Origin of the sequence: Microbacterium barkeri (assembly GCF_027921765.1) — a bacterium.
Classification (GTDB): Bacteria; Actinomycetota; Actinomycetes; order Actinomycetales; family Microbacteriaceae; genus Microbacterium; species Microbacterium barkeri.
In genome coordinates this window covers 49534-62861 of the sequence record NZ_BSEJ01000014.1, presented here as the reverse complement: position 1 = coordinate 62861, position 13328 = coordinate 49534, and the positions used below count along the sequence as shown (strand labels likewise).

Sequence of the window (13328 nt, the reverse complement as noted above, 5' to 3'; positions counted from 1 at the left end):
GGCCGGGGCACGGGGACGTCGGGCGGGCTCAGCGCAGGGCGTCGACGAGCGGGACAGCGCCCGCTTCGAACCAGCGCACCTCGGGGTACCGCCGGAACCACGAGACCTGCCGTCGTGCGTAGCGGCGCGTGAGCGCCTGCGTCTCGGCGATCGCGTCCTCCTCGGAGAGGGCGCCGTCCAGCTGCGCGAGCGCCTGGGCGTAGCCGATCGCCCGCGGCGCGGTCGCCCCCTGCTCGAGCCCCTGCGTGCGGAGGTGCTCGACCTCCCCCACGAGACCCTCGTCCCACATCCGCTCGACGCGCCGGTCGAGACGCTCGACGAGGGCCGCCCGCTCGAGGTGGAGACCGAGGATCGTCGCCGGACGCCACAGCTCGGGCGCCTCCGGGAGAGCGGCGCCGTGCGTGGACGCGCCCTGCGCGAGGACCTCGAGGGCGCGCACGATGCGGCGGCCGTTGCGCGGGTCGACGCGGGCGGCGGTCTGCGGGTCCTCCTGCTGCAGACGCGCGTAGAGCGCGCCGGGCCCCGAGGTCTCGAGCTCGGCCTCGAGGCGCGCACGCAGAGCCGCGTCGCGCGGCGGGAAGCGGAAGTCGAAGAGCACGCTCGAGACGTAGAGCCCCGATCCGCCGACGAGGATCGCATCGTGCCCGCGGGCGAGCGCGGCGTCGATCGCCGCGCGCGCGTCGACCTGGTAGCGCGCGACGGCGGCCTCCTCGGTCACCTCCAGGACGTCGAGGAGGTGATGCGGGATGCCACGGCGCTCGGCCACGGGGACCTTGGCCGTGCCGATGTCCATGCCGCGGTAGAGCTGCATGGCGTCGGCGTTCACGATCTCGGCGTGCCGACCCTCCGCGGCGACCGCCTCGGCGATGTCGAGCGAGAGGTCGCTCTTGCCCGTTCCCGTCGCTCCGACGACGGCCCAGAGCCGCGGCGAATCCGCGAGCGTCACACGCCGACGCGGATGGTGGGCAGGCCGAGCCGCACGGCGCCCGAGGCGCTCGCGCCGGGTGCCGCGGGCACGGCGCACGACTCCGCCTGCGAGCGATCCCATGCGTCGCCCGCGCGCGTGCGCCGGATGCGCAGCGGCGCGCCGTCGGGGCTGTCCGCGAGGAGATGGAAGGGCGCGGCGTGCGTGATCTCGACGGTCACGACGTCGCCGGGGCGCGGGCGCTCCGAACCGTCCGGCAGCTCGAAGTGCACGAGCCGGTTGTCCTCCGCGCGGCCCGTGAGGCGGTGGGTCGCGGCGTCCTTCTTCCCCTCGCCGGTCGACACCAGCACCTCGACCGAACGGCCGAGCTGCTTGTGGTTCTCCTCGAGCGAGATGCGCTCCTGAAGGGCGACGAGGCGGTCGTAGCGCTCCTGCACGACCTCCTTCGGAACCTGGTTCGGCATGGTCGCCGCCGGCGTGCCCTCGCGGATCGAGTACTGGAACGTGAACGCGTTCGCGAACCGCGCCTGCTCGACGACGCGCAGCGTGTCCTCGAAGTCGGCGTCCGTCTCACCCGGGAAGCCGACGATGATGTCGGTCGAGATCGCGGCGTGCGGGATGCGCTCGCGGACACGATCGAGGATCCCGAGGAACTTGGCGCTGCGGTAGGACCGGCGCATCGCCTTGAGGATGCTGTCGCTGCCCGACTGCAGCGGCATGTGCAGCTGCGGCATGACCGCGGGGGTCTCGGCCATCGCCGCGATGACGTCGTCGGTGAAGGCCGCAGGGTGCGGGCTCGTGAAGCGGATGCGCTCGAGGCCCTCGATCTCGCCGGCGGCGCGGAGCAGCTTCCCGAATGCCTCGCGATCGCCGAACTCGACGCCGTAGGTGTTCACGTTCTGGCCGAGCAGGGTGACCTCGATCGCGCCGTCGTCGACGAGCAGGCGGATCTCGCTGAGGATGTCGCCGGGCCGACGGTCCTTCTCCTTGCCGCGCAGGCTGGGGACGATGCAGAACGTGCAGGTGTTGTTGCACCCGACGGAGATCGAGACCCATCCCGAGTAGGTCGAGTCGCGCTTGGTCGGGAGGGTCGACGGGAACACCTCGAGGGACTCGAGGATCTCGACCTCGGCCTCGCCGTTGTGGCGCGACCGCTCGAGGAGCTCAGGCAGCGAGCCCATGTTGTGGGTTCCGAAGACGACGTCCACCCATGGGGCGCGCTCGAGAACGGCTTCCTTGTCCATCTGGGCGAGGCAGCCGCCGACGGCGATCTGCATGCCCGCGTGGGCGTCCTTGCGGGACTTGAGATGACCGAGCGTGCCGTAGAGCTTGCCTGACGCGTTCTCGCGGACCGCGCACGTGTTGATGACGACGAGATCGGCCTCCTCGCCGGGCGCCGCCTTGACGTAGCCGGCGCTCTCGAGCGAGCCGGAGAGGCGCTCGGAGTCGTGCACGTTCATCTGGCACCCGAAGGTGCGGACCTCGTACGAGCGAGCGCGTCCCTGTGCGTCGAAGGCTGCGGGCGAGGGCTCGATGAGCGTGGGGGCGCTGGATGGCGTAGTCATGACCAGGACATTCTACGTTCCGCTCCCCGCGGGCGCGCCGAGGGATCGCTCAGCGGAACCGCACGCTGTGACCGCCGCCGCGTGCCTCGTCGAGTGCGCGACGCGCCGCGGTCATCGCGAGCGAGCCGCCGAACCCCCGCCGCGCGAGCTGGCCGACGAGCCGCCGGAGAGCGGTGTCGTCGTCATAGCGCACGAGGCTCCGCGCCTTCCCGCGCGCGAACTCGAGCGCGCGCTCCTCGTCGTCGTCGGGCAGGTCGTCGAGCGCGGCGTCGATCACGTCGCGCGGGATGCCGCGGGACGACAGCGCCTGCGCGATCGCGCGGCGCCCCTGGTTCTTGCGCGTCGTGCCGGCGTGGACGAGCTGCTCCGCGAGGGCGGCGTCATCGAGTGCGCCGAGCCGCTCCAGCCGGTCGATGATCTCGTCGATCAGGCCCGCGTCGACCTCGTCTTTCCGCAGCCGCATGCGCGCCTCGCTCACGGAGAGCGAGCGCGAACGCAGCGCCTTCAGCAGCCGAGCCTCCGCAGCGTCGGCGACCTCCGATGGCCCCCGCTCGTCCTCGGAACCAGCGGGGTCGACGGCAGGAGCGACCTCCACGAACCGCACGCCGTCGCGCACGGTCGTCGTGACAGCCGGGACGGGAGCGATGCGCCGCTCACCGGCCCCGAGATCCCGCCAGGTCGTGTGCCAGCGTTCGCCGGACGCCTCGTCGGACGCTCGGGCGTCATCCGCGTCGTCGCCGCTCGTCGACGCGACGCCGCTCGGGATGGCATCGCCGGGGATGGCGCCGTCCGCCGCGTGCCGGCTCGCCCTCCCGGCCGGATGCGCCGACCTCGCGGGATCGGCGACGCCGGCCGCCCCGCGGTCGGCGTCATCGGATGGGCGCGTGCGGCGCGTGGGGTGAGAGGGTGCCACCGGCCCCCTCCCACCGAAGAGCGGGATCACGGGGGCGAGGTCGCCCTCGCCCCCGTCGGCCACGTCGCTCATGCGCGCCTCACGCCGTGCGGCGGACCGGCTCGACCGCCGCGGGCGCGGACTCTGCCGAGGCCGCGACGCCGCGCTGGCCGATGCCGAGCTTGTCCTTGATCTTGTTCTCGATCTCGAGTGCGATGTCGGTGTTCTGGATGAGGAAGTTGCGCGCGTTCTCCTTGCCCTGCCCGAGCTGGTCGCCGTCGTAGGTGTACCAGGAGCCGGACTTCTTCACGATCCCGTGCTCGACGCCGAAGTCGATGAGGCTGCCCTCGCGCGAGATGCCGACGCCGTAGAGGATGTCGAACTCGGCCTGCTTGAACGGCGGAGCCATCTTGTTCTTGACGACCTTGACGCGCGTGCGGTTGCCGACCGCCTCGGCGCCGTCCTTGAGGGTCTCGATGCGGCGGATGTCCATGCGGACGGACGCGTAGAACTTGAGCGCCTTTCCACCCGCGGTGGTCTCGGGAGACCCGAAGAACACGCCGATCTTCTCGCGCAGCTGGTTGATGAAGATCGCCGTGGTCTTCGTCTGGTTCAGGCCGCCCGTGAGCTTGCGGAGCGCCTGCGACATGAGGCGGGCCTGGAGGCCGACGTGCGAGTCGCCCATCTCGCCCTCGATCTCGGCGCGCGGAACGAGCGCGGCGACCGAGTCGATGACGACGAGGTCGATCGCGCCCGACCGGATGAGCATGTCGGCGATCTCGAGCGCCTGCTCTCCGGTGTCGGGCTGCGACACGAGGAGCTGGTCGATGTCGACGCCGAGCTTCTGCGCGTACTCGGGGTCGAGCGCGTGCTCGGCGTCGATGAACGCGGCGATGCCGCCCGCGCGCTGCACGTTGGCGATCGCGTGGAGCGTGAGCGTCGTCTTTCCCGACGACTCGGGTCCGTAGATCTCGATGATGCGGCCACGCGGGATCCCGCCCACGCCGAGCGCGACATCGAGCGCGATCGATCCCGTGGGGATGACCTCGACGGGCGCGCGCTCGTCGCTGCCCAGTCGCATGACCGAGCCCTTGCCGAACTGCTTGTCGATCTGTGCGAGGGCCGACTCGAGGGCCTTCTCGCGGTCTGCTGGTGCGGGCATTTCCTGTTCCTTCTCCACTCGTGAACCGCCGCCTGTAGGCTGTCGCGCTCCGACCGGATGGCCGAGGACTGCGACAAGGCGCGTGGCGCTGATGCCGACTCCCACGCTACGGAGGACCACCGACATCGCCGCCGGACCGCCGCATCTGTGGAGGGATATCGTCCCGGAACCACGTTGTGCACGAGACTACGCTCTCTTCGAACGCACCTTCGATGACACGCCGATGAACGCGATCCGAGAATCGAACGGCGGGGCGCGGGTTCAGCGTCGCGGTTCGAGCCGGCCGGCTCCGTGCCGGCGTGCGGGAGGGACGTCCGTCTCGATGCACAGCGCCTCCCAGATGTCGCGCGGAGGCACGCCGACCTCGAGCGCCTCCTGGGCGGTGCGCCCGATGCCCGTGAGCACCAGGTCGTGCACGAGCGAGGCCGCGCGACCGCCGAACTCGGCGTCGACGGCGCGCAGGAACTCGCTGCGGCGCATGCGCGGTCAGCGGAAGGACAGCTCGGGCTCGACCTCGGCGATGAGGTCGTCGGGCACGACGTCGGGGAACGCCTGCACGTCGAGTCCCTCGAGCACCGCGATGCGATCGCCCACCGTCCGGTAGATCGTGGAGATGGGCACGTCGAGCGCCTCGGCGACCGAGGCGAGGATCTCGCTCGAGGCCTCCTTCTGGCCCCGCTCGACCTCGCTCAGGTATCCGAGCGCGACGCTCGCCTTGCTCGCGACCTGACGGAGGGTCTGGCCCTTCTGCTGGCGGAAGCCGCGCAGAACGTCGCCGATCTCTTGACGAACCAGGATCATGACTATCCCCTCCTCACTCCACCATCCGACGGATGCATCAGAGTACAACACCGATGAGACCAATTTAATCCCGCTTGACACGGGGCGGGGCGCCGCTCACGCCGAGAATCCGCCCAGTGCCCGCCCTCAGATCTCTGCGACCGCGAGATCGAGGGCCGCGAGCACGGCGCTCGCCCGGATCTCCGCCCGGTCGCCGTCGAACAGGTGCGAGGCCACGACGACGCGCTCGGGCGTGGCGACCGCGACGTGCACGGTCCCGACCGGCTGCCCGTCCGGCGACGCCGGGCCGGCGATCCCCGTCGTCGACAGCCCCACCATGGTGTCCTCGTCGGCCAGCGCGAGCGTGCGCCGCGCTCCGGCCGCCATCTCGCGCGCGACGTCCGGGTGCACCGCGCCATGCTCCTCGAGGAGGGCCGCGTCGACGCCCAGCACGCTGTGCTTGATCGCGGTGTCGTAGGCCACCACGCCGCCGCGCATCCGCTGCGACGAGCCGGGCACCTCGATGATCGCCGACGACAGCAGGCCCCCCGTGAGCGACTCCGCGGTCGCGATGCTCCAGTTGCGCGCCGACAGCCGGCGCAGGAGCTCGTTCGCGACCGCGAACGTCTCGCGCTTCACGTCACTCACCGGCGTCCGCCCGCGCTCCGCGGATCTGCGCGAGCACGTAGTCGACGCCGCTCGCCACGGTGAGCACGACGACGATCCACATGAGGATGAGGGTGATGACCGCGAACGCCGGCTCGCCGATGAGAAGCCAGAACGGCAGGAGCGCCCACCCGAGCGCCACCCCCTGGAACGCGGTCTTGAGCTTGCCCATCCAGGCGGCGGCCACGACGTGCTGCCGGACGACCACGAAGCGGTGGATCGTGATCCCCCACTCCCGGACGAGGATGACGACGACCATCCACCACGCCATCTCGCCGAGGATCGCGAGCCCGACGAAGGCCGCGCCCGTGAGCAGCTTGTCGGCGATCGGATCCCAGAGCTTGCCGAAGTCGCTCACGATGTCGTAGCGGCGCGCGAGGTAGCCGTCGACCCAGTCGGTCGAGATCGCGACGATGAAGAGGATGGCCGCCGTCCATCGCAGGGGAAGGCTTCCCTCGCCGAGATGGCCCCCGATGAGCAGGAGCACGAAGAACACGATCGCGAGCGGGATGCGCACGACCGTGATCGCGTTGGGGAGCTGGCGGGGGATGCTCATGGCCTCAGTCTGTCAGGCGCGGGCGTCAGTAGCGCGGCTCGTCGCGCCCGGTCAGACCCCAGGCGTCCTCGGACTCGCTCTCGTCGACGACCTCTCGGCCGGCGAACTGCGCCTCGATGGGGTCGTCGGCATAGCGGTCGTCGGCGTCGGGCGCCGAGGGCGCCTCGGGCGAGGGAGCCGCCGGAGCGGCAGCGGGCGGCTCCTCGCCGCGCAGCTTCGCGAGCACGCCGGGCAGCTGCTCGGGCGTGACGAGCACGTCGCGGGCCTTCGAGCCCTCGGAGGGTCCGACGATCTCTCGCGACTCGAGCAGGTCCATGAGGCGGCCGGCCTTCGCGAAGCCCACGCGCAGCTTGCGCTGGAGCATCGACGTCGAGCCGAACTGGCTCGTGACGATGAGCTCGGCCGCGGCGAGGAGCAGCTCGAGGTCGTCTCCGATGTCCTCGTCGACCTCCTTCTTCTTCGGCTCGAGCGCCTCCGCAACATCCGCGCGGTACTCGGGCCGCGCCTGCCCCGTGACGTGCGCGACGACCTTCTCGATCTCCTCCTCGGTCACCCACGCGCCCTGCACACGGAGCGCCTTCGACGAGCCCATGGGCGAGAACAGGGCGTCGCCCTGGCCGATGAGCTTGTCGGCGCCCGGCTGGTCGAGGATGACGCGGCTGTCGGTGACGCTCGTGACCGCGAACGCGAGGCGCGAGGGCACATTGGCCTTGATGAGGCCGGTGACGACGTCGACGGACGGCCGCTGCGTGGCGAGGACGAGATGGATGCCGGACGCGCGTGCGAGCTGCGTGATGCGGACGATCGAGTCCTCGACGTCGCGGGGAGCCACCATCATCAGGTCGGCGAGCTCGTCGACGACGACGAGGAGGTAGGGGTACGGCTTCAGCACGCGCTCGCTGCCGGCCGGCACGTCGACCTCCCCCGCGACGACCGCGCGGTTGAAGTCGTCGATGTGGCGGAATCCGAACGACGCGAGGTCGTCGTACCGCATGTCCATCTCCTTCACGACCCACTGGAGAGCCTCTGCGGCCTTCTTCGCGTTCGTGATGATCGGGGTGATGAGATGCGGCACGCCCGCGTAGTTCGTGAGCTCGACCCGCTTCGGGTCGATCAGCACCATGCGCACCTCGCTCGGCTTGGCGCGCATGAGGAGGCTCGTGATCATCGAGTTCACGAAGCTCGACTTTCCGGAGCCCGTCGAACCCGCGACCAGGAGGTGGGGCATCTTCGCGAGGTTCGCCACGACGAAGCCGCCGCCGACGTCCTTGCCGACGCCGATCGTGAGCGGATGCGTCGACTTCTGGGCCGCGGCGGAGCGGAGCACGTCGCCGAGCGCGACCGTCTCGCGGTCGGCGTTCGGGATCTCCACGCCGATCGCGCTCTTGCCCGGGATCGGGGCGAGGATGCGCACGTCGTTCGACGCGACGGCATAGGCGATGTTGTTCGAGAGCTGGGTGATCTTCTCGACCTTGACGCCGGGCCCGAGCTCGATCTCGTACTGCGTCACGGTCGGGCCGCGCGAGAACCCGGTGACCTGCGCATCGACCTTGAACTGCTCGAAGACGCTCGTGATCTGGGCGACCACGCGGTCGTTGGCCTCGGAGCGCGCGACGGCCGGAGGGCCCGACGCGAGTGCGGTCGGCGACGGCAGCACGTACGGCTGGGAGGGCGGCTGCGGCCCGCGGCCGCCGGGGCCGTCGGTCCCGAAGCCGGTGAATCCCGGCAGGTCGTCGGTCTCGTCGTCGAGGTCGTCTCCGTCGCCCACGAGGCCCGTGCGTCGCTCGGCGCCGTCGCCGCGCAGCCCGGCGAGCACCGAGGAGGTGAGCACCTCCGTCACCGCGTCGTCCGGGTCGTCCGTGCGGATGTCGTCGGCCGCCGGCGACGACGTCACGATCGCCTGGTCGTAGCCGCGATCGGTCTGGTCGGTGAGCAGCTCGGTGAGGTCCTGCGGCTCCGAGACGACCTCGGGGTCCTCCTCGCGGCCGGACTTGTTCCGCCGCCACCACGGCACGCCGGCGTCCTTGCCCTCGTCGGGCTCGTCGCCCTCGAGCACCTTCGTCGGGGCCGTCGCGCCCTTGGCGGGCTTCTCGCGGCTCTCCGGCGCGGTGCGCTCGGCGTCGAACATCCACAGGTACAGGTCGCCGAGCCGCTGGCCGATGCGGTTCGGCGGCGTCTTGGTGAGGATGAGCACGCTGAGCACGGCGAGCAGGGACAGCACGACGTATGCGCCGACGTCCGTGATGAGGAAGGCCATGGCCTCGGCGACGAGCCACCCGAAGACGCCGCCCGCCTCGCTCAGGGCGAGCACGCCCTCGACCGGCTTGGGGCGCCCGCCTGCCACGTGCAGGAAGCCCGCGATCGTCACGGTGAGCATGCCGAAGCCGATCCCCACGCGCCCGTTGTCGTTCACCGAGGACGGATGGCGGAAGAACCAGCCGGCCAGCAGGAGCAGGAGGATCGGGAAGATGAAGGCCGCGCGGCCGATCAGCAGGCCGAACGAGTAGGCGCTGATCTGAACGGCGATCTCGTTGCCGATGAAGAACCACTCGTTGACGGCTCCCGCGATCGCGAGCAGCACGAGCAGGAGCGGGAAGCCGTCGCGGCGCTGGTCCTTCTCGAGGACCTCGGGCCCGAACGCGCGGAAGAGGCCGCCCACCGCGCGAGCGAGGCCGTTCCATCCCCGGACGAGCAGGGGCTGCCGCTCGGCCTCGTCGACATAGCGCTTGGGAGCCGGATCGGCCTTCTTGCGCGGGCGCGGAGCGGCCACGGCCTCATCCTTCGAGGCCCCGCGGGTGCTTCTGGTTCCCGGGCTCTTCGACGCGGCGGACGTACGTGGCATTGCTCCACGGTACGTCGCCGGGCCGACATCCGGCCGGAACGACGCGGATCGGCGCGGAATCCCGCGCCGATCCGCGTCCACGACGGCGCTCGCGCCCTCAGGCCTCGATGACGAGCGGCACGATCATCGGCCGGCGGCGCAGCGACTGGTTCACCCAGCGGCCGATCGTCCGACGCACCGTCTGCGAGAGCGCGTGGTTGTCGCGCACGCCCTTCTGGGCGGCCTCCTCGAGGGCCGCGACGATCTTCGGCTTGACCTTGTCGAAGACCCGATCCTCCTCCGCGATCCCTCGCGCGTGGATCTCGGGGCCCGTGATGATCCTGCCGGTCTGCGAGTCGACCACGACGATCACCGACACGAAGCCCTCCTCGCCGAGCGTCCGGCGGTCCTTGAGGTCGGCATCCGTGATGGCGCCCACGCTCGAGCCGTCCACGTAGACGAAGCCCAGGTCGAGCTGGCCCACGACGCGCGCCTCGCCGTCCTTGAGGTCGACGACCGTGCCGTTCGAGCCGATGATGGTGCGCTCGGCGTCGATGCCCGTGTCCTGCGCGAGCCGGGCGTTCGCCATCAGGTGCCGGTACTCGCCGTGGACGGGCAGCACGTTGCGCGGCTTGAGGATGTTGTAGCAGTAGATGAGCTCGCCGGCCGCGGCGTGACCCGACACGTGCACCTTCGCGTTGGCCTTGTGCACGACGTTGGCGCCGAGCTTCGTGAGCCCGTCGATGACGCGGTAGACGGCGTTCTCGTTGCCCGGGATGAGGCTCGAGGCGAGGATGACCGTGTCGCCCTCCCCCGGCTCGATCTCGTGGTCGAGGTTCGCCATGCGGCTCAGTACGGCCATCGGCTCGCCCTGCGACCCCGTCGACATGTAGACGATCTGGTGGTCGGGCACATCGCGTGCCTTCTTGTAGTCGATGAGCACGCCGTCGGGCACGTTGAGATATCCCAGGTCGGCGGCGATCGTCATGTTGCGCACCATGCTGCGGCCGAGCAGCGCGACGCGCCGCCCGTTCGCGGCCGCGGCATCGAGCACCTGCTGCACGCGGTGCACGTGGCTCGAGAAGCTCGCGACGATGACGCGCCCCGGCGTCTTCGAGATGACCTGGTCGAGCACGGGCCCGATCGACCGCTCGGTCGGCGTGAAGCCGGGCACGTCGGCATTGGTCGAGTCGGGCAGGAAGAGATCGACGCCCTCCTCGCCGAGCCGCGCGAAGGCGCGCAGATCGGTGATGCGGCCGTCGAGCGGCAGCTGGTCCATCTTGAAGTCGCCCGTGTGGAGCACGAGGCCGGCGTCCGTGCGCACGGCGACCGCGAGCGCGTCCGGGATCGAGTGGTTCACCGCGACGAACTCGAGCTCGAACGGCCCGGCCTCCCACGTCTCACCCTCCTTCACGACGTGCGCGACGGGGGTGATCCGGTGCTCCTTGAGCTTCGCCGCGGTGAGCGCGAGCGTGAGCGCGGAGCCGATGATCGGGATGTCGGGGCGCTGCTTGAGGAGGTACGGGACGGCGCCGATGTGGTCCTCGTGCCCGTGGGTGAGCACCACGCCCACGACGTCGTCGAGACGTCCGCGCAGCGGCTCCATGTCGGGCAGGATCAGGTCGACGCCCGGCTGGTGCTCCTCGGGGAAGAGCACGCCGCAGTCGATGATGAGGATCTCGCCGTCGATCTCGTACGTGGTCATGTTGCGGCCGACCTCGCCGAGACCGCCCAGGGGCGTCACCCGAAGGGTCCCCGGGGTGAGATCTGCGGGCTCGAGAACCTGTGTGGACATCGTCCGCCTTCCGGGATGCCCTGCGGCATCCGGTTCGTCGTATTCGGTGTTGTCGCGACGACCGGTGCCGCCGCGGGAGATCAGCGGGTGGTGCCGGGCACCTTCGGCAGCGCGCCGCCCGCGGCCGCGTTGCGGTCGGGGCGGAAGTTCGAGAGGTCGACCCCGTCGACGTCCTTGACGAGCGCGAGCTCGTCCTCGATGAGCGCGGCCTCCCATTCCTCGGGACCGACGAGCGGGAGGCGCACGCGCGGGCTCGAGATCCGGCCGAGGCCGTGCAGCACGTACTTCGTCGCGACCGTGCCGGGCACGTGCGTCATGAGCGCGCGCACGAGCGGCTCGAGGCGCTTGTGCTGGTCGGTCGCCGTGGCGAGGTCGCCGCGGTTCACCGCGTCGACGATCGTGCGGTACGGGCCCGAGGCCACGTTGGCGGTCACGCCGATGAGGCCCGTGGCGCCGATCGCGAGCTCGGGGAGCACGTTGGCGTCGTCGCCCGAGAAGTACATGAGGTCGGTCTGGTTGAGCACGCGGCTCACCTCGCTGAGGTCGCCCTTGGCGTCCTTGACCGCGAGGATGTTCGGGTGCTTCGCGAGACGCAGGATCGTCTCGTAGCGGATCGGGATGCCCGTGCGCCCGGGGATGTCGTAGAGGATCACCGGGAGGTCGGTCGAGTCGGCGATGAGCCGGAAGTGCGTGAGGACGCCCGCCTGCGTCGGCTTGTTGTAGTACGGCGTGACGATCATGATGCCGTCGGCGCCGGCCTTCTCGCTCTTCTGGTAGAGGTCGATCGCGTGCGCGGTCTCGTTCGAGCCGCCGCCCGTGATGATCTTCGCGCGCCCGGCCGAGACGTCCTTGCCGACCTCGACGAGGCGCAGCTTCTCGGCGTCGGTCAGGGTCGAGGTCTCCCCCGTCGTGCCCGTGACGACGATCCCGTCGGCGCCCTGGGCGATGCACGCGTCGATGTGCTTCTCGACGCCGGGCCAGTCCACTTCGCCGTCCGCCGTCATCGGCGTGACGAGCGCGACGAGAACCTGTCCGAAGGGATTGCCCGTGTGCGTCATGGCATCAAGGCTATCGCCTCGACGACGGCGCCGCCTTCGTCGTGGCCCTCAGCACGAGGCGCGCGGGGCTCACGAGGTGCCGCGGCGCGAAGTCCGCGCGCGCCATCCGCGCCTCGAGCGTCTCGACCGCCTGCTCGACGATCCAGCGGGAGCCGGGATCGACCGTCGACAGCCCGCCGGCGACATGGCGGCTGATCCCGACGTCGTCGAACCCGATCACCTGCACGTCCCCCGGCACCGCGACGCCCGCGTCGGCGAGCCCCGCGAGCACGCCGAAGGCGATCTGGTCGGTGACCGCGAAGACGGCGTCGACGCCGAGGCCGTCCCGCACCGCGCGCGCGATGGCGTCACGCGCGCCGTCGACGGCCGGCTCGCGCACCTCCAAGACGAGCTCGGGATCCGCGGCGAGCCCCGCATCCGCGTGCGCCGCGCGCCATCCGTCCGTGCGCTGGCTCGACATCGTCACGCCGCGCGACGCGCGCGCGCCCCCGACGATCGCGACGCGCCGCGCGCCGCTCCCGATGAGGTGGGCGACCGCCATCCGCGCGCCCTCGGCGTTCGCCATGGTGACGTGGTCGAAGCGCTCGGGCACCTGCTGCTCGCCGAGCATGACGATGGGCGTGGGGATGGCGATGCGGTCGAGGTCGGGCGCGCCGAGACCCACAGGGCTCAGGATCACGCCGTCGTACATGCGCAGGCGCGCGAGCGACAGCGCGGACAGCTCGCCCTCGACGCTCGCACCGCTCTGCTCGACGACGAGGTGGCGCCCCCGAAGGGCGAACGCCTCGGCGAACGCGGCCGCGAGGTCGCCGAAGTACGCGTGGTCGAAGCGCGGCACGATGAGCGCGACCGTGTCGGTGCGTCCCGCGCGCAGGCGCCGCGCCGTGAGGTCGATCTCGTACCCGATCTCCCGCACCTTCTCGAGCACCCGCAGCCGTGTCTCGGCGCTCACCCGCCCGCGGTCGTTGAGCACGTTCGACACCGTCATGACCGACACCCCGGCCGCGCGCGCCACGTCGCTCATCGTCGCCATGGCCGCCTCCTTCGCGCTCGCGCCGCTCGGATCGACCCTATGCGAATCCGCTCTTCCCCCGGAGCCCGTCCGGAT

Annotated in this window: 12 protein-coding genes; all 12 read right to left on the bottom strand. The window is 71.1% G+C overall.

Features of this window, described 5'->3' with window-relative positions:
• Positions 1-28: 28 nt before the first annotated feature.
• The gene (gene miaA, locus PKE79_RS13620; protein ID WP_271174249.1) at positions 29-946 is read right to left on the bottom strand and encodes a tRNA (adenosine(37)-N6)-dimethylallyltransferase MiaA; all 918 of its coding nucleotides are present in this window, start codon (positions 944-946) and stop codon (positions 29-31) included.
• The gene (miaB, locus tag PKE79_RS13615) at positions 943-2490 is read right to left on the bottom strand and encodes a tRNA (N6-isopentenyl adenosine(37)-C2)-methylthiotransferase MiaB (RefSeq protein ID WP_271174248.1); all 1548 of its coding nucleotides are present in this window, start codon (positions 2488-2490) and stop codon (positions 943-945) included. The genes miaA and miaB overlap by 4 nt, the downstream gene beginning before the upstream one ends.
• 49 nt (positions 2491-2539) lie before the next feature.
• The gene (locus tag PKE79_RS13610) at positions 2540-3475 is read right to left on the bottom strand and encodes a regulatory protein RecX (protein WP_271174247.1); all 936 of its coding nucleotides are present in this window, start codon (positions 3473-3475) and stop codon (positions 2540-2542) included.
• Positions 3476-3482: 7 nt separating this feature from the next.
• Positions 3483-4544, bottom strand: a complete 1062-nt coding sequence (recA, locus tag PKE79_RS13605) for a recombinase RecA (RefSeq protein WP_271174246.1) — start codon at positions 4542-4544, stop codon at positions 3483-3485.
• A 261-nt stretch (positions 4545-4805) separates the two neighbouring features.
• The gene (locus tag PKE79_RS13600; RefSeq protein ID WP_271174245.1) at positions 4806-5024 is read right to left on the bottom strand and encodes a DUF3046 domain-containing protein; all 219 of its coding nucleotides are present in this window, start codon (positions 5022-5024) and stop codon (positions 4806-4808) included.
• 6 nt (positions 5025-5030) lie between these two features.
• Complete coding sequence (locus PKE79_RS13595) at positions 5031-5345, bottom strand: helix-turn-helix domain-containing protein (RefSeq protein ID WP_271174244.1); 315 nt, start codon at positions 5343-5345, stop codon at positions 5031-5033.
• A gap of 126 nt (positions 5346-5471) precedes the next feature.
• A complete protein-coding gene (locus PKE79_RS13590; protein WP_309299976.1) occupies positions 5472-5972 on the bottom strand; it encodes a CinA family protein in 501 nt (166 codons plus the stop codon).
• A complete protein-coding gene (gene pgsA / locus PKE79_RS13585; RefSeq protein ID WP_271174243.1) occupies positions 5965-6546 on the bottom strand; it encodes a CDP-diacylglycerol--glycerol-3-phosphate 3-phosphatidyltransferase in 582 nt (193 codons plus the stop codon). The genes PKE79_RS13590 and pgsA overlap by 8 nt, the downstream gene beginning before the upstream one ends.
• Positions 6547-6571: 25 nt before the next feature.
• On the bottom strand, positions 6572-9388 hold the full coding sequence (locus PKE79_RS13580) for a DNA translocase FtsK (protein ID WP_271174242.1): 2817 nt from the start codon (positions 9386-9388) through the stop codon (positions 6572-6574).
• A 97-nt stretch (positions 9389-9485) separates the two neighbouring features.
• Entirely contained in the window at positions 9486-11162 is a 1677-nt protein-coding gene (locus PKE79_RS13575; RefSeq protein WP_271174241.1) for a ribonuclease J, read from the bottom strand.
• A gap of 80 nt (positions 11163-11242) precedes the next feature.
• Positions 11243-12220, bottom strand: coding sequence for a 4-hydroxy-tetrahydrodipicolinate synthase (gene dapA, locus PKE79_RS13570; protein WP_271174240.1), 978 nt, complete (start codon positions 12218-12220; stop codon positions 11243-11245).
• A gap of 10 nt (positions 12221-12230) precedes the next feature.
• On the bottom strand, positions 12231-13253 hold the full coding sequence (locus PKE79_RS13565) for a LacI family DNA-binding transcriptional regulator (protein ID WP_271174239.1): 1023 nt from the start codon (positions 13251-13253) through the stop codon (positions 12231-12233).
• Positions 13254-13328 lie beyond the last annotated feature (75 nt).